This is a genomic window from Nonomuraea sp. NPDC050790, assembly GCF_044456745.1.
In the GTDB taxonomy this organism is placed as follows: domain Bacteria; phylum Actinomycetota; class Actinomycetes; order Streptosporangiales; family Streptosporangiaceae; genus Nonomuraea.
The window spans coordinates 202,322-220,148 of record NZ_JBITGF010000006.1 but is presented as its reverse complement, the minus strand read 5'-3'; the positions used below and the strand labels follow the sequence as shown (position 1 = coordinate 220,148).

The 17,827-nt window shown below is 64.1% G+C and carries 8 protein-coding genes and 1 pseudogene; 4 read left to right on the top strand and 5 right to left on the bottom strand.

Going from position 1 to position 17,827, the window contains the following annotated elements; genetic code table 11:
- The first annotated feature begins 43 nt into the window (after positions 1-43).
- Genes ACIBEJ_RS30380 through ACIBEJ_RS30365 form a run of 4 tightly spaced genes read left to right on the top strand, consistent with a single transcriptional unit; the run spans position 44 to position 10,232 of the window.
- Positions 44-2,818, top strand: coding sequence for a helicase-related protein (locus ACIBEJ_RS30380; protein ID WP_397186284.1), 2,775 nt, complete (start codon positions 44-46; stop codon positions 2,816-2,818).
- Complete coding sequence (locus ACIBEJ_RS30375; protein WP_397186283.1) at positions 2,815-6,972, top strand: Eco57I restriction-modification methylase domain-containing protein; 4,158 nt, start codon at positions 2,815-2,817, stop codon at positions 6,970-6,972. The genes ACIBEJ_RS30380 and ACIBEJ_RS30375 overlap by 4 nt, the downstream gene beginning before the upstream one ends.
- Positions 6,973-6,981: 9 nt before the next feature.
- Positions 6,982-9,069, top strand: a complete 2,088-nt coding sequence (locus tag ACIBEJ_RS30370) for an AAA family ATPase (RefSeq protein WP_397186282.1) — start codon at positions 6,982-6,984, stop codon at positions 9,067-9,069.
- The gene (locus ACIBEJ_RS30365; RefSeq protein WP_397186281.1) at positions 9,066-10,232 is read left to right on the top strand and encodes an McrC family protein; all 1,167 of its coding nucleotides are present in this window, start codon (positions 9,066-9,068) and stop codon (positions 10,230-10,232) included. The genes ACIBEJ_RS30370 and ACIBEJ_RS30365 overlap by 4 nt, the downstream gene beginning before the upstream one ends.
- A 181-nt stretch (positions 10,233-10,413) precedes the next feature.
- Here ACIBEJ_RS30365 and ACIBEJ_RS30360 read toward each other — a convergent pair whose 3' ends face one another.
- From ACIBEJ_RS30360 to ACIBEJ_RS30340, 5 genes and pseudogenes are all read right to left on the bottom strand, one after another.
- Complete coding sequence (locus ACIBEJ_RS30360) at positions 10,414-12,609, bottom strand: ATP-binding protein (RefSeq protein ID WP_397186280.1); 2,196 nt, start codon at positions 12,607-12,609, stop codon at positions 10,414-10,416.
- Between the two features lie 41 nt (positions 12,610-12,650).
- A complete protein-coding gene (locus ACIBEJ_RS30355; RefSeq protein ID WP_397186279.1) occupies positions 12,651-13,775 on the bottom strand; it encodes a hypothetical protein in 1,125 nt (374 codons plus the stop codon).
- Positions 13,776-13,895: 120 nt separating this feature from the next.
- Complete coding sequence (locus ACIBEJ_RS30350; protein WP_397186278.1) at positions 13,896-15,026, bottom strand: DNA methyltransferase; 1,131 nt, start codon at positions 15,024-15,026, stop codon at positions 13,896-13,898.
- 370 nt (positions 15,027-15,396) lie between these two features.
- The gene (locus ACIBEJ_RS30345; RefSeq protein WP_397186277.1) at positions 15,397-16,317 is read right to left on the bottom strand and encodes a hypothetical protein; all 921 of its coding nucleotides are present in this window, start codon (positions 16,315-16,317) and stop codon (positions 15,397-15,399) included.
- A 213-nt stretch (positions 16,318-16,530) separates the two neighbouring features.
- Positions 16,531-17,687 (bottom strand): annotated as a pseudogene (locus ACIBEJ_RS30340) (IS3 family transposase).
- Between the last annotated feature and the right edge of the window lie 140 nt (positions 17,688-17,827).

The window sequence follows — 17,827 nt, the reverse complement described above, 5'->3', positions numbered from 1 at the left end:
TTACAGCCCTGGATCGCTGGTCAGCGCGCGAGGTCGAGACTGGGTGGTGCTCCCGGAGAGCACCGAAGGCTTCCTGCTCGCCCGTCCGCTGGGCGGTGGCGATGATGAGATCGCGGGCATCCTGACGGGCCTTGAGACGGTCACCCAGGCCACCTTCCCGCCGCCGCAGGCTACGGATGCGGGCAACTCGGTGAGCGCAGGGTTGTTGCGTACGGCCCTGCGGGTCGGGTTCCGTGCCACCGCCGGGCCATTCCGCTCCCTGGCCAACCTCGCGGTCGAACCCAGGCCTTACCAGCTCGTTCCGCTGCTGATGGCGCTCCGCCAGGAGACCGTTCGGCTACTCATCGCTGATGACGTCGGTATCGGTAAAACGATCGAGGCGTCGCTGATCGCGGCCGAGCTGCTGGAGCAGGGCAGCGCCACCGGTCTCACCGTGCTGTGCAGCCCGGCACTGGCCGAGCAATGGCAAGAGGAACTGGCCAGCAAGTTCCGCATCAACGCCGAGCTGGTGCTCCCGAGCACCATCAAGCGCCTGCAGAAGAACGTCATTGGTGATGACCAGTCAGTGTTCCAGTTCTACAAGCACACCGTGGTCTCCACCGACTTCATCAAGGCGCCGGCCAGGATGAAGGAGTTTCTCACCTCCTGCCCCGATCTGGTGATCGTCGACGAGGCCCACACCTGTGTCGCCGATGGCTCGACCAGCGGTAGCCGTACGCAGCGCTACGACCTCGTCCGCGAACTCGCCACGAAGAAGGACCGGCACCTGCTGCTGGTCACCGCCACCCCGCACAGCGGCAAGGACGAAGGTTTCCGCAACCTGATCGGCCTGCTCGACCCGGTGCTGCCGAACCTCAACCTGGACGACGTGAAGGGCCGGGACGAACTGGCCCGCTACATGGTGCAGCGCAGGCGCGGCGACATCCGGGGATACCTCGACGTGGAAACCAAGTTCCCCTCCGACCGAGAGACTCATGAGGAGCGCTACTACCTCACCGACGACTACCGCAAGCTGTTCCGCCAGGTGCTGGCCTATGCGCGGGAGACCGTCCGCGATACCTCAGCCGGCCAGCTTCGCCAGCGGGTGCGCTACTGGTCGATTCTCGCGCTGCTGCGAGCCCTGGCCTCCTCGCCGAAGGCAGCCGCGGCAACCCTGCAGACCCGCGCGAAGAATATGGAGTCCGAAACGCCGGAGGAAGCCGACCGCATCGGCCGGGCGACCGTGCTCGACATGGCCGACGACGAGGCCGCCGAATCGGTCGACGTCATCCCCGGCGCCGACGACCTCGACGACAACGACCAGACCGAACGTGCCCGCCTGCTGCGCTTCGCCAAGCAGGCCACAGCGCTCGCCGGCAAGGCCGACGCCAAACTGGCCAAGCTCAGCGACGTGGTCCAGGGGCTGTTGAGCGACGGCTACGACCCGATTGTGTTCTGCCGGTTCATCGACACCGCCGAATACGTCGCCGAGCACCTGCGCAAGACGCTCGGCGCCACCGCCGAAGTCGGCTGCGTTACCGGAACCCTCCCGCCCAGCGAGCGCGAGACCCGGATTGACGAGCTTCGCGCCACCGAGGGCCGCCACGTCCTGGTCGCCACCGACTGCCTGTCCGAGGGCGTCAACCTGCAGGACGCCTTCCAGGCCGTCGTCCACTACGATCTGGCTTGGAACCCCACCCGGCACGAACAGCGCGAGGGCCGCGTCGACCGGTTCGGCCAGCCCGCCGACAAGGTGCGCGCGGTCACTATCCTCGGCGCGGACAACCTCATCGACGAGATCGTCATGCGGGTTCTGATCCGCAAGCACGAAGAGATCCGCAAAAGCCTCGGCGTCAGCGTCCCCGTGCCCAATTTCTCCAACCAGCTCGTCGAGGCCCTGATGGAGGAACTCCTCACCTCCAACACCGAGACCTGGGAGCAGCTTCCCCTCGACGGCTTCGCCGCAGGCGACCTGCACATCGAATGGGAGAGCGCCGCAGCCAAGGAACGGCAGTCACGGACCAAGTTCGCCCAGGTCGGCATAAAGCCCGATGAGGTGGCACGCGAACTGGCCGAGATCCGAGCGAGCCTCGGCTCCACCGGCGAGATCGAGCACTTCGTCCGAGAAGCCCTCGACGCGCTCGGCTCCTCGATGACCGACGAGGAGTACGGCTTCGCAGCGATCACCGCGACCCTGCCCGCCGGACTGGGCGACACGCTCCCGCCCGGGCATGCCCAGCCCCTGCAGTTCCACCGCACCATGCCGGTGCCACGCCGCCACGCGCACCTCGACCGCACCGACCAGTCCGTGGGCGCGGTCGCCCGCTACGTACTCGATGCGGCACTCGACCGGAAGCTGGAATGGCCCACTTCCGACCGGCCGGGACGGTGCGGTGTCATGCGCACCGATGCCGTGCAACGCCGTACCACGCTGTTGCTGGCCCGTTTCCGCATGCACCTGACTCTGCCCGCCCGCGACGGCAAGAAGCCGCTCGTCGCCGAAGAGGCTCGGGCGCTGGCCTTCCGCGGCAAGCCGGAAACCCCGGAATGGCTGAGTCAAGAAGAGGTCGAAACCCTGCTGGCCGCCACCCCCAGCGGAAACGTGGCCCCAGACCTGGCCCGCGACGACCTCGACCGGGTCCTCAGTAGCCACCTGCTGACCCGCCTTGCGCCCGCACTCGACGCCGAGGCCGACGCGCTGGCCGAGCAGTTGCGTGAGTCGCACGCCCGAGTCAGAGCGGCCTCCCGGCAGAGCGGCATCAGCAGAATCACCGTTGCCGCGAACAAGCCCGCCGACCTGCTCGGCGTCTACGTCTACCTTCCGGCGGTCACCCGATGAGCCGTTCGCCCTTCCCCTCCGTCCGTACGGCAGGCGGCCTCCTGCCCTCTGACCTGTTCAACCGGGTCCTGGAGACCGGCTCCGGTGAGAGCGGCCTGCCGGGCCGCGAAGCCGAGACCTACGGGCTCCTGCCCCAGGAGAATGTCCGCGAAGCGGCCGCCCGCGCGTTCGACTACCTCAACGGTGCCTGGCAGGCATTCACGAAAGAGCGGGAAAAGGCCGCACAGGAGGGACGGTCACCACGGGCTCGGGACCGGTGGCTGCTCCCGCTGCTGCGCCAGCTCGACTACGGCGTGGTCCAGCCGGCTGGTCACCTCGTCGTGGATGACGTTTCCTACCCGGTGAGCCACCGGTGGGAGCAGGTGCCGATTCACCTGCTCAGCTGGAACGTCGACCTCGACCACCGCACGCCCAAGGTCACCACCCGGGCGCCGCAGTCGATGGTGCAGCAGCTGCTCAATCAGAGCGACGACCACCTATGGGCCATCCTTTCCAACGGCAGCAAGCTGCGGCTGCTGCGTGACTCGCGGTCACTCGCCGGGTCGGCGTTCGTCGAGTTCGACCTCGAACTGATCTTCTCCGAACAGCTCTTCGCCGACTTCGTCCTGTTGTTCCGGCTCGCTCATGCTTCGCGCTTCGCCGTACCGGCTGGGAAGACGCCCGTAGACTGCTGGCTGGAGATCTGGCGCACCGACGCGGTGCAGGTCGGAGACCGGGCATTGGCTCGGCTGCGGAAAGGCGTCGAGCAGGCCACGAACACCCTGGGCACCGGATTCCTCAAGCATCCGGCCAATGAGCGGCTCCGCGAACGCTTCGCGGGCAGAAGCCTGAGCAAAGAGAACTACAACCGGGCGATCCTGCGCCTGGTCTATCGGATGCTGTTCTGGTTCGTCGCCGAGGACCGCGACGTTCTGCTAACTCCGGTGCCTGATGACTCCGCCAGAGCCGACGAGTGGAAGATCATTCTGGCCGCGCGCGACCGCTACGCCAAGTACTTCTCGGGCCAGCGGCTCCGTGATCGGGCCATCCGGAGTGGTGCCGACCACCACGACGACCTCTGGGAAGCCGTGCAGCTCATCATGCGCGGACTCGGAGAGGAAGGCGGGCGTCCGGAACTGGCGATCCCCGGCCTCGGTGGCGTGTTCGAGCGGATCACTGAACTGGACGACGGCACCCGCCTCGAGCGCAGCCAACCCGACGCGCTGGACGCTCCTTTGGAAGGTCTGCGGATCGAGAACGGAAACCTGCTCCAGGCCGTCCGGCATCTGGCCATCGTCGATTCTGGATTCCAACGCCGGCCGGTTAACTTCCGTGAGCTCGGCTCCGAGGAACTGGGCAGCGTCTACGAGTGGCTTCTGGCGTTCCACGTTGACCTGGACACCGCCGCCCGCACCTTCACGCTGCGACGTGCGGAAGGGAGCTTGCGAAAGACCACCGGCTCCTACTACACGCCTCCGTCCTTGACCGAGGCACTGCTCGACACGGCTCTCGACCCGGTGCTCGATGAGGCAGCCAACAGCGCCGAGGACGCGGAAGCCAAGGTCGAAGCGCTGCTGAACGTCACGGTCTGCGACCCGGCCTGCGGATCCGGCCACTTCCTAGTCGCTGCAGCCCACCGGATCGCCAGGCGCGTCGCGCAGATCCGCTCCGGTGAGGACGAGCCTTCTCCCGAGGTGGTACGGCGAGCGATGCGGGAAGTGGTCTCCCGGTGTATCTACGGCGTGGACCTCAACGAGATGGCGGTCGAGCTGGCCAGGATCTCGCTCTGGCTGGAGTCGATCGAGCCGGGCAAACCGTTGCCCTTCCTCGACACCAACATCCGCGTCGGTAACACTCTGCTCGGCACCACCCCTGCGCTGATCGAGCAGGGTATTCCGAGGGAGGCCTTCAAACCGATTGAGGGCGACGACAAGAAGGTCGCGGCTGCGGTGGCCAAGGAGAGTGCGACTCAGGCCGATCACCGTTCTCATCGTCTCGTGCAGGACAGCCTGTTCGACGTAGCCGAGGTCAGTCGATCGAACACCCGGCTCGGTACTGGGACGAGGCAGATCGTCACCGCGCTACCCGACGACCTGGCCGGGGCTGCGGTGCAGCGACGCAGGCTCCGCCTGCTTGACGCCGAGCGCCGGTCGGTCAAGCGGGTCGCGGATGCCTGGTGCGCTGCGTTCGTGCAGGAGCTGACACCGGAGAGCAGGCTCTCGGCGATCACTCAGTCGGCGCTGGGCTGGATCGGTGACTCTGACCTCGACCCGGCTCAGCGGCGTATCGCCAATCGGGTCGAGGAGCTGGAGCGGGACTATCGGTTCTTCCACTGGCATGTGGAGTTTCCGCATCTGTTTCGGGTGCCCGAAGACGGGGCCGTTGATCGGCGGACCGGGTGGGATGGCGGTTTCACCTGCGTGATCGGCAACCCGCCGTGGGAGCGGGTGAAGATCCAGGAGAAGGAGTTCTTCGACTCCCGCCACGAGGACATCGCCAAGGCCAAGAACGCCGCCGCCCGGAAGAAGGCCATCGCCGCACTCAAAGAGAGCGAGGAGGTAGCCGATCGAGCTCTCTACTTCGAGTTCGCGAACGAGCTGCGGAGGGCCAACGGGACGACACTGCTGCTGCGTGAGTCGGGGCGCTATCCGCTGACTGGCCGTGGTGACATCAACACCTACGCGGTGTTCGCCGAGACCGGCCGGATGGTGCTCACTCCTGAGGGTCGGGTCGGTATGGTCCTGCCCACCGGCATCGCCACCGACGCCACAACGCAGTACTTCTTTAAGGACATGGTGGATACCAGGACTCTCTCCTCGCTGTACGACTTCGAGAACGAGGAGAAACTCTTCACGGACGTGCACCACTCGTTCCGGTTCTGTTTGTGGAGCGCGGCGGGTCCGCGAGCTCCACAGCGGCGGGTCAATCTCGCTTTCCGGCTTCGGCAGGTGCCGCAGATCGCTGAGCGTCGCTTCACGCTCACCCCGAACGACATCACGCTGCTCAACCCGAACACGGGCACGCTCCCGGTGTTCGACTTCAAGCGGAACGCCGACATCAGCGTCGGCATCTACCGGCGGGTTCCGGTGCTTTGGCGGGAGTCGGCCAACGGCGGCGAGGGAGCCAACCCGTGGGAGCTGTCGTTCGTGGCCATGCTGCACATGACGAACGATTCGGGCCTCTTCCGGCCCAACGTTACCAAAAATGAGACCCTACAAGGCATGATCCGGGACGGCTGGCACCTCGACGGCAACAACCTCGTCCGCGACGGAGAACGGCTGCTGCCGCTGTACCAGGCCAAGATGCTGCACCATTTCGACGACCGATTTGGTACGTACGAAGGTCAGACTCAGGCCCAAGCTAATGTCGGAACGCTCCCCCGGTCCACCAACGAGCAATGGGCCAACCCCGGATACAGCATCATGCCCGAATATTGGATCCCAGAACGGGTCGTCGAGGATCGACTCCGCCCAAGGGAGGCGACCCATGGCAACGTCGATGCGGATAAATGGGATCGCAACTGGTTCTTCGGCTGGCGTGACATTTGCCGAAGCTCCGATACGCGGACCGTGATTAGCACTGCTATTCCACGGGTAGCCGTCGGCAACAAATTCCCGATCGCCTTGCTGCGTGGGGATTGCACGCTACTTCAGGCCAACCTCTCAGCCTTCGTCCTCGACTTCTCTGCGAGGCAGAAGATCTCAGGCATTACCCTCAACTACTTTATTCTTAAGCAGCTTCCGGTCTTGCCGCCTTCGGTATATGAGCAGGACTCCCCATGGGACAGCACTGAGCGCCTCGACCGGTGGGTGCGGATCCGAGTCCTGGAGCTGACCTACACCTCCTACGCCATGGAGCCGTTCGCCCGCGACCACTTCGATGACGGCCTGCCGTACCGCTGGGACGAGGAGCGGCGCTTCTGGCTCCGGGCTGAGTTGGACGCCGCCTACTTCCACTTGTACGGCGTCACCCGCGACGACGTCGACTACATCATGGACACTTTCCGGGCCTTCAAGAACGTGAACCCCGATCTGTTCGCCCGCACCAAAAAGGCGATCCTGGAGATCTACGACGCCATGGCCGACGCGATCACCTCGCGCAAGCCGTACACAACGGTCCTAGACCCCTCGCCCGGCCAGGGTCCCCGCCACCCCGCCAGGCCGACAACCGCATAGGAGACCACCGTGGCCTTCTCCGACCACATCGGGCCATTGCTGCGGACCACTCTGGAAGTGCTGCGCGACGCCGATGGCCCGATCACGCGCAGGGAGACGTTTGATGAGGTCGAGCGGCGGGTGGAGATCGATCCCGAATACCTCACGTCCTACCCGAGCGGTGAGCCGCGCTGGCGCAAGTACCTCGGGTGGCGCGTCATGGAGGCGGCGGCGCTCGGGTGGGTGACTCGGCGGGGTGGGTGGTCGATCACTGAAGCAGGACTTCAGGCGCTGGAGGACTACCCGGGGTCCGAGTTGTATCGCCAGGTGACGACGCAGTACCGGGCCAAGCACCAGAGCGGGAAGAAGTACGCGGACCCCAAATGGGCACCGGTCGCCGAGGCCCTCGCACGCTTGGAAGCTGGTTCATGGACCAGCCACGTCGATCTCGCTGCGCTCAACGGCACGGCGTGGAACTCGGTGTGGGGGTTCCTCAGCGAGCAGAGGCCCGCCGCGGTACACCGGGTGCTGCTCAACGACGGCCGCATCTCTGATGACTTCAAGTGGTTCGACCCGGAGCGCACCGACGATCCCCGCGAGGTGCTGGAGCGCGAAGGGCTGGAGTTTGACTCGGCCGGTCGGGCTAACCCCGCACAACGCCTCACCGCTGACGACTTCCGAGAGATGCTGGCCGAACTCGCCCCGGAGTCCCCGGTCCGGCGGGCGTGGCTGGTGCGAGGCTCGTCCGTGGACGGGCGGGACCTCGTGCCGATCTGGCTGCACAGGGAGTCGGCGTCACTGGCCGCCTCCAGCCTCCAGGAGATCGCCATTCCGATCGAGCGCGACCAGCTCAAGGCCATTGTGGACGAGAACTACCAGCATAAGTCCTACGCAGCCCGCGAAGCCAAGCTCGCCGAGTTCGACGCGTTCTGCAACCGGATGCGGGTGGGCGACTACGTTCTCACCACCACCCAGGGCAAGACCTACGTCGGCCGGATCAACGGCGAGGCTGTTTACACCTCCTCCTCCGACAAGCGTTCCAATTTGCGGCGCGACGTGGACTGGTTGAATGCGACCCGTCCAGTGCCCTTCGCCAACCTCCCCCAGCCGCTACCGGCCAAGCTCCACAGCCAGTCCGACGTGGTGGAGCTGACCGAAAACCTCGCCGCGATCGAGGAACTGCTCACGGCTTTGGACATCGCGCTCGATGAGCCGATAGAGCCGGCACGCGAGCTGGCCTTCCCAGAAGTAAGCGAGGATCTCGCCGAAGACACCCTCGTCGATCGTGGCGAGCTGCAGCGTCTGGCTGATCTGCTCTGGGAGAACAAGCAGCTCATCCTGTACGGCCCGCCCGGCACAGGTAAGACGTTCATCGCCCGCAAGCTCGCCGGGGAACTCGCCGAGCCGAGTGCAGTCAAACTCGTCCAGTTTCACCCCTCCTACACCTACGAAGACTTTTTCGAAGGTTTTCGCCCCGTGCAACGCTCGGATGGGCAACTGGCTTTCGAGCTCCGCCCCGGCCCCTTCCGGCAGTTGGTGGAAGCGGCCCGGCAGCATCCGTCCGACCCCTACATCCTCATCATCGACGAGATCAACAGAGCCAACTTGGCCAAGGTCTTCGGTGAGCTGTACTTCCTGCTCGAATACCGCGACGACGCCATCGGCCTGCTCTACTCAGCGGAGTCCGACTTCACGCTCCCGCCGAATGTGTTCGTCATCGGCACGATGAACACCACCGACCGGTCCATCGCGTTGGTCGATGCGGCAATGCGCCGCCGTTTCAGCTTCATCGAGCTCCACCCCGGACTAACCCCGATCAAGGGTCTGCTGGGCCGCTGGCTGGCGCGGCTGCGCAAGGACGACGAGCTTGCCGTTCACAATCTCGACGCCCCAGAGGTGCTCGACGCGCTGAACGCTCGCATCCAGGACCATGACCTGGCCATCGGCCCGTCCTACCTAATGAAGCCCAGGATCTACCGGCGCGAGAACGGGCTTGAGGAAGTTTGGGAGACGGCCATCCTGCCGCTTCTCGCCGAGCACCACTACGGCAGCCCGCCCAGCGTCCTCGACCGCTACCGGATGTCGTCGCTCCGCCGGACACTCACCGTACCGGAATGATTCGCATTCAAGTCGCGGAGACAGGACAAGCACGGACCCTGCTCACCCCCGAGCAAGGACGGCGACTCGACGAGTCGGGCGTGGTGTATGCCCGGCCCTCGCCATACGAAACGGGCGTGTGGGAGGTCACGCCGCGCGGTCAGGTAGGTGTCGCGCTCGTCGACGACATCGAGGTGTGGGTGACGCCCAAGCTACCGATTGACCGACTACTGTTCCTGGTCGGCTACGCGGCAGATCCCAAAGGCTGGCGGGAGGAGAGCATTCATCTGGACGTCCGGGATGGGTTGATTCCCGCCGTCGCACAAGCTCTTTGGCGACAAGCAGAGCGTGCCCTGAGCCAGGGACTGCTCCAGGGGTATCGCACCTGTGAGGAATCCTCATATGTGCTGCGTGGTCGCTTGCGAGAAGGTGATCAGCTGCGACGACACCATGGCCGGATCATCCCGATGGAGATCCGGCACGACGACTTCACCGTGGACATCGCGGAGAACCAGATCCTGCTCGCCGCCATCACGCGCCTTCTCCCCGTTCCTCGGATCGCCGGCGAGTCACGCAGGCGGTTGACCGCGTTGCGTCGACGGTTGGCCGAGGTGACAAGCCTGGTCCGGGGAACGGAGTTGCCGCGTTGGCAACCATCGCGGCTGAACTCGCGCTACCGTACCGCCCTGCGGCTGGCGGAGATCGTGTGGCGCGCGACGTCACCAGAGCACGCCCCCGGCTCGACGGTCGCCAACGGGTTCCTGTTCAACCTGCCGAAGATCTTCGAGGACTTCGTGACCGTGGCCATCTCGGAGGAGCTCCACGCCAGCTTCGGCGGTGCCGCCTACCCGCAATATCCCTGTCACCTGGACGAAGCCTTCGCTGTGCGGATGAAGCCCGACCTGGTGTGGGAGTTGGACGGCATTCCCCGTGCCGTCGTCGACGCCAAGTACAAGCAGGAGAAGCCCGCCGGATATCCGGACGCGGACCTGTACCAGATGCTGGCTTACTGTACGGCGCTTCGCCTGCCGCGCGGACATCTGATCTATGCCAGGGGGAACGCACTAGCCGCCACACACGTCGTACGGCATGCGGGCATTGAAATCATCTGCCACGCGCTCGACCTCGCCTCGACCCCGGAGACAATCCTTTCGCAGGTAAGCATGATCGTAACCGAATTCTGATTCGGCGAGGAAATCTGCGGCACGGCTGGCGATCGACAGCGCCTTCCCATGTCGAGATCAGCACCGGCCGAAGATCTCTCCCCCGCACAGACCCACGGTCCACCGCGAGGCGGGAACATCTATCAAGCATCCTCGCTGAGCCATCCCAGATGATCCGCTCAGTCGCTTCCTGTCCACCACCTTAGAAAGTAGGCTCCTCATTGCTGGGCTCTGCTTCGAGGGGGGCGTTGCTCGGGCCGGTCCCTGACTCTGCAGTGTATTCCTTGAGCATGACCCACTTGCGGGTTTCAGTGGTGCTGCCGGACTCGAGACGAGCGACCGACATCCACTGGCCCGGATACAGCCGGTCCAAGGCTTCCTTCACGCGAGCGAATCCCCAGTCGCGGGAGGTGCCCGTGCGCTGCGCGTGTTCGGGGGCCTTCTCAGCGAGGAGGAAGCCGATCCGTCCCCATTTAATCCCTTCGGGGGTTTTGATTCTCCGCTGGAACTCGGGTTTGTCCCGCAGATGGGCGATGGCGATGTCCGTGTCGTCGGCTGCGGGCGTATCGTCCAGGTTGGCGCCGTCTTGCGGGTGACTGGCGGCAAGGCTGGCTGCGGCGGCTCGCGCCTCGCTGCGCCGCGCCTCAACGTTGGCGCGCGCACGGGCAGCGAAACTGTCAGGGGCTGGGCTGTCGTAGTCCGGATCGAGCATCTTGTAGGAGTCCTCGAAGCTGAGGACGCGCACGGACACCGGGTAGGGCCGTGAGTGCCGGTCGGTTCCAGGGGCGCTAGACCAGTAGATCCCGTTGCCGACGAGCGGTTCGTTCAGCAACGTCGCCAACAGGTCTTCGGAGAAGTGAGCATTGGCCTTCTTCAGTGACATCAAGTCGCCTGCGGACAACAAGTGAAAGACGAAGAAGTTGTCGCCCTGACTGAGAAGTTCCTGAGGTAGGCTGCCGGGCTGCTGAGTGATGAGCAAGGCGCCGAGATCGTATTTGCGGCCTTCTTTAACCCAGGAGACGAACGGGCCATCCTCGCTGTGGTTAGAACCTCCCAGAACAGACTGGGCCTCTTCGATGACGGCGATAGTCGGGATGGACTTGGGGTCAGCCTCGGTGAACTGCGTTTGATTGTGCTCGAAGATGTCTCCAAGGATGACGCCGGCGAGCTGGAGCCCCTGGGCGCCGCGCATCTGAGAGATGTCGACCACGCACAGCTTGCCCTGGGAGAGGCAGTCCTTTAGGGCGCTCAGCAACTGGCTGTCGGGATCGTGCAGCGCGTTGACCACGCGGGTCATGTTGCCGATCGCCGCATTGGTCTGGGCTTCCTCGCCGGGCTCGATGCCGAGGAGAGCTTGGACCTGGCTGCGGTCGGCGCCATACTTCTCGCGATAGATCAGGTCGACGAGCCTGCTCCACTTGGGGCCATCGAGGGACTTGAGCTTGACGACATTCTGCTGGTCTTGCTTCTCCGGGGGGAGTGCGATGCCCAGAACGCGGGAGGAGCTGAGCTCTTTGATGTTCAGTTTCACGCCGTTGACGACGAAGGATTGGTAGAAGTCGCTGGGGTTCTTCCGATTGGTGAAGACGACAAGTTTGTCGCGCAGGTGCGGCACGTCGCACAGGGCGGGGCGGCCCTTGAAGTCGGGCCAGAAGTACTCGCCATCCGGGTCGAAGATCACCGTACCGACGGGGGCTTCGCCGGTGCGACGTGGAACGGTGGGCTGATCCTTGTAGAGGGCGGAGAAAAGCAGCTTGACGAGGTTGGACTTTCCGAAGCCGGCGCGGGCGAAGACGAAGCTGCGGCGGGCTACGAGCTTACTGATTTGGAACGTCGGCATGATCGCCGGATGCTGGATCTGCATCCAGGAGGTGTCCCCGACACGGGGGTCGTCCCCGGCGTAGACGAACTCGCCGTAGGCCAGGTAACCGATAGGCACCGCACCGTCGGCGATGTCGTTGCTATTAACGACCTCGGCGAGCAGACCGTCGGAGAGCATCGCGACCTGGGCCCCGACATGCGGTAGCCGTCGGTGACTGGGCACGAAAATGTGCTTGTCGCCCTCCATCCGCAGGACGCCGAGAATACGGATGTCAACCTTGTATTTCAGATAGCGCTCACGCAGTTCGTCAGGGATAGGCCGCTGGTCGCGCACAGCCCGAGTAGCGTAGTCCTCCCCGATGGGAGAGACCAGGCGCCCCTGAGAGGCGATAGTGGTAATGCGCCCGAGGATGGCCTCGCGTTCGTGCTCAAGCTGCACCAGCACGAACTGGCCATGCATAGCCATGGTTTGGAAGTCATCATGGTGCGGAAGCACGAGGTCAGCATGAAACTCCATACCGCTTTCGGAAAAGCCACGGAAAGTACCGACGACTTTGCCACGGTCAAAAAGGCTCATGGGCTCTCGCGCTCCGCAGGGGGTTGGACGGATAGGTGGTGTTACTCGTAGCGGCGGGCAGCAACATCGGAGGCCAGCCTCAGAGCGTCAATGACCGAGGCCTTGTCTTTGCCGACCTGGTCCCGGACGGCGTCCACGAGATAGTCCTCAACGATGTCAATGTCCAGGTCGGCCACGCGGGAGAAGTTGTCGGCCTGCTGGATACAGTTGGGGTAGAGCGGAACGGGGAAGCCGACGACGGCGTCGGCCTGGAGATAGCCGAAGATAGCTTGTGCGTCCTTGTCCTGACGGGACATGATGTCCACGGTCCAGATGGGGTCACCGGAGTACGGACCGAACCGGACGAAGTACATCCTTCCGAAGTTGAACTTCGGGTCCTCGGCAGTGGATTTGTCATCGAGGTCGCGGGTGTACTCCTCCCATTTGTAAACCTTGTCGAGCATCGACATCGGCACCTTTGCAAAGCAGGGAGCACCGTTGTCGAACACGCCGGACAGGGAGATCGCCAGCCGGTAGTACTCCAACACCTGCGTCTTCTTCGCGAGGCCGACCAGCCATATCTTGCGCCGGTCGTGCTTATAGACGCGCTCAATCGCCTCGAACATCTGCTCGCCCATGCGGACGAAGTAGTCTTTCGCAAAGATCTTGCTGCGTAGCAGGCCGTCGCGGACAATGAGGGTGTCCACGGCGTAGTCGCGATAGCAGATCAGGTCGTACAGGGTCGCCCACTCACACAGATCGCGGAAGACCTGCACCCAACTGGGAGAGTCGCCGGACATCATCGGGGAGAGATCCCTGAGCGTCTCAACGCCCAAACCCTTCATCAGCCTTCCGAGCGCGGTGCGCGGTTCGCCACCCTCGTGAAATTGGCGCCGGCTCAGCTCGCCAATGTCGGAGAGGGGGGAGACGACTTCCAGACACAGTTCTTTGCCGCTGGAGTCGACTACTCGAACAACCTGCAGGTAGAAGGGATTGAACGCAACTTTGTTGTTGCCTCCGTCGGAGGCCATCAGCGCCACCGACGTCGCTGCACGCGGCCTGATCACCTTCACGCCGCCGGACATGGCGCGGGCCTGGCCAACCAGCTTGTCCAGCTCGGCTCTCCCAGCTTCCACCTGATCGCCGATCAGCTGCTTGAGCTGCTGGATCTGGTCCGCGTCGAACATGCCCCTCCCACGTTGCGCCCGAATTGTCACAATTGAGTGGTTCACTTGCGTGAACCCACAGCATGGCATGCAATACTGACAATAAATTACGGGATTCCGGAAAGGAACCGGATTACGCACTCAGCGGGGCACTCCGGTCAACTCCGCAACGAGGTCAATCTCGTCGATCGCGGAGCCAGCCTTGCCAAACTGTTCAGCTTGGCGGGTGCGCTTGGGCGGAGTGCCGGCAGGGCGGACCTCCTTGACTACCCAGCCTGCTTTGGCTTCCTTCAGGGAGGCGAGCAGCATCTCCTCAGGGTTCGTCCTGGCCGAGGGGAGTGCGCCAAAGCGTATGGCCAAGCGTGCGCCGCGGCGGCAACGGTGTGCGGTGGCAGCCCAAACGTCGGCTAGGGCCTGAATGAAGGCATCCTGGCTCGGCTGCCGGGCGATCTGACCATGTGTGCCGTAAGGAACCTCTGGCGGTCCGCCTAGGAACCATGAGCGTAGCCACTGATCCGCCACATAGGTGCGCATCCCGTAGTAGGGGGGTGAGGTGACTACCAAGTCGAAGCGCTGCCGCAAGCCGCTGAGAGTCTGGACCGCATCGCCGAGGTAAACGTTGCCGCCGCGGGCCAACGGTGAAGCTTCCAGAAGGCGGTTCGCTCGCCGTTCGATAACGTCCAGAACGGGGATACGGACCGGCTGCATGTTGCGCTTATCCCAGAATTTCACTGCGTAGGCGGGCTTCGATGCATAGGTACGCGGCATCTGGTTCGACAGGTACGACGGCACACCCTTATTCTGAGGACCGTGCAGGACACCTAGTACCACAGCCCGCAGCATCGCAGCTGTAGGAGTAGCCATCTTCAGCAAGGCTTCGCGCAGTGTCACCAATTCACGCAGCGTCTCGTGCTCGTAACACCACTGCCAGAACTCGCCGTCGGGAACCTCGCCACGCGGGCTACTCTGAAGAATCTTGTTCGCGAGACGGATTACCGCGCGGGGAGTAACACGTACCAGCTTGGCCTGGGCAATCGCAGCGGCCACAGGGTTAATGTCAATGCCCACCGAGGGCAGCCCCGCCAGCCGGGCAGCGTACAGAGTTGTACCTCGCCCGCAGAACGGGTCAAGCACGCGAGTCGCGCCAGTAAAGGTCTCCAACTGCTGGAGAGGGAATTCCAGCGGAAACATCGTGTAGTAGGGGCAAATGGCGTTGAGCCGCAGCACATCTTCAGACCAGGCGGGGGAAGGGGCCACTGCCGTCACCGTCATAAAACAATAATACAGGTATAATTGCACCATGGCATGCAGGAGGCTCGACGTAGCTGCCCAGCGCCGCGGGCAGCGGCTTGCTTCCCGCCTCATGCAGGCCGCCGGAAGTCGGGACGCTCAGCGGAGGATATCGCTCGCGGCGCGGGATTTCCGTGGAAACGATCCGCAGCATCGAGCGTGAGCGCACAGCTAGCCCCGAGTTCTTCACTGTTGGAGCACTCGCAAGCGAGCTAGGGCTGTCGCTGGACGAGCTTTTCGCCCATGCCAGCCTCGGCTGCGAGACCACGCCTGACCCGGTTGCCGAACGCAATAGGTGAGCTCCCCAGTCCTTCTCTTCGATGAAACTAGCCCATGAGGCTCCCAATGGCGTCTAGGAGGAAGGGCACCAGACTCGATCCGGATGCCGAATCAAGGTCTTCATGCGCGTGAGGAATGACTTCTTCTCCACTTCCGTAAGGGTCCCTCCTTTGCCCTTCGCCTCGATCTCGTCCATCGTTTCAGTCAGCTCGGCGGCGTCCTCGGGCTCCAGCTTGAGTACTGGAAGCGCCTCGCGCACACCGTTGAGAGCGGCCATCAGCTTCTCGATATCGATCCCCTGCTGATGCTCCTGCGTGACGTTCCCCTGGCCAGCCATGCCGATCTGCCCACTGTTGGACCCGTGCACGTTGATGATCTGGCCGCCGCTCATGGATGTGCTCCTTATATAGAGACCGATATCACCGCCATAGATGCTGACGCAGTCGCCCCCGCCACTCGTCAGACGTGCATGCAACGCGCGCCGCTCGATCATGCCGTTGTCATGAAGCCACTGCGCAGCCCGGTCGATGTCAGTTTCGCTGAACGGCTCTCCCCAGAAGAAGCTCAGCGGGTCCGTAGTGAAGCAGGCCAGGCTGAGCAGCGGATCTGGAACTTGAACATCACGGTCTCCGAGCCAGGCCAGGAGGGCGTGTCGGCAGGCCAGGTGGCGAGGACCAGATGCTGAGCGCTGGTGCCGGACTCGCTCCGCTTCCAGTTGCCCGATTGGCAACAGCCGCAAGCTCTCATCCCAGGGGCCCGTGATACCCCGAGCGATACTAACGTAGTGCTTGCTGATCAGGGCTTGTTGGATCGTGCTTGCATGCGCCTTGAGAAGCGGGATATCCCCAGGCCGCGCAGCGAAGTTGGCGAGGTCTTCAAGGCGTGGCCCAAGACCAGGGTTTGCCTGGCTGTAGTCAGCAAGCCAGTCCAGGACAAGATGCGCCAGGACTTCTCCTTCGTGGCGGGTAAGCCCGTGGCTGCTCAGTAGTTCCACGGCCGATCAGCGTACCTCGCTGAAGCTGCCGCGCTGGCCTCAACAGCCGCATTGTCACGCGTTCTGACCCTTAGCGTCGTTTCCGAATGCCGTGGTCGTCGTAATCCGATGCTCCAAAGCTGCCGACGCCGAAGTTCTCTGGCGCCGATGAGCTCAGAGTAGCGTCAGTCAGTGGGGTCAGGCTGAGGCGCTGCTGAGATTCCGGACAGTCGTTTATCGGCGTAGTCTGTGCGGCTGATTTGGCTGGAAGGGACTCGTTGAGTACTTCCATGGGTGCCTGTAGCCGAGCGCCGAGTGCAGGCGCCGGTGGTTGTGACCAACCCGTCGATGTAGCGGGTGACCTGCCGTCTTGCCTTGGCACGGGTGGTGAAGACGGAGCGGTGCAACCATTCGTTCTTAAGCGCGGCGAAGAACGACTCGGCCATTGCGTTGTCGTAGCAGACCCCGGTGCGGCCGACCGCGCGGCGGATGCCCAGGCCGATCAGGAAGCGGCCGAACTCGTCGCTGGTGTAGTTCTCGCGGTCGGTGTGGAACACGGCACCGGGCTGGAGCAGGCCGATGCCGGCGGCCATCCGGATTGCCTCCTAGATCAGGTAGGTGCGGTAGTGGCCGGCCATCGCCCAGCCCGGCACCGCTTTGCTGTGGCAGTCGATCACGGTGGCCAGGTAGAGGAATCCCTCCCAGGTGCGGGCGTATGTGATGTCGCCGACCAGCTTGGTGCCCGGCCGCTCGGCGGTGAAGTCGCGGCTGACCAGGTCGGGGATGCGCGGAGTCGCCCTGGCTGGTGGTGGCCGGGGTGAGGCCCTACTCGCGCATCAGGGCGCGCACCAGCTCGGCCGAGCAGTGCTCACCGTGACGGGCCAGGGCGGCGTGTACCCGCCGGTAGCCGTAGGTCTCATGCGCGCCAGCGAAGATCTCGGCGACCAGAGCGGCCAGCAACGTACGGCGTTGTGGGCGGCTGAGACCGGCCGGTCGCGCCAGTCGTAGTAGCCCGAGCGGGACACGCCCAGCCAGGCACACATCCGCGCGATCGCATGATGCGCCTTCTCCGCGTCGATCAGCTCGTACTTGGCGTGCGTCATCGACTGTCGGCCGCGAGGAAGGCGGCTGCCTTTTCAGGAACGCCAGCTTCTTCCGCAGCGCGGCGTTCTCCCGCTCCAGCTCCGAATCCTGGCCCGCTCCAGACCGCAGAGCGGCTGCCGCTCATCCTGAGAGTGCGTGATCCGGTGCTGGCTCACCGAGCTGCCCAGGGTGCTGGCATTGATGCCGAACTCGCGTGCCACCAACGCGACCGTCCGATCGCCCTCCAGCACCATGCGGACGGCTTCTTCCTTGAACTCCGGCGAGAACTGCCTGCGACGCCTCGTCACGTACCTACCTCTTCCAGACTTCTGTCAGCTTATGTAGCCGACTATCCGGAATCCGCTGGGCACCTCAGACCCCGTTCGACGAAACTTCAGTAGGGTGTACGGCGATGCTGAGCATCGAGGGACGATCATCACGACATCCG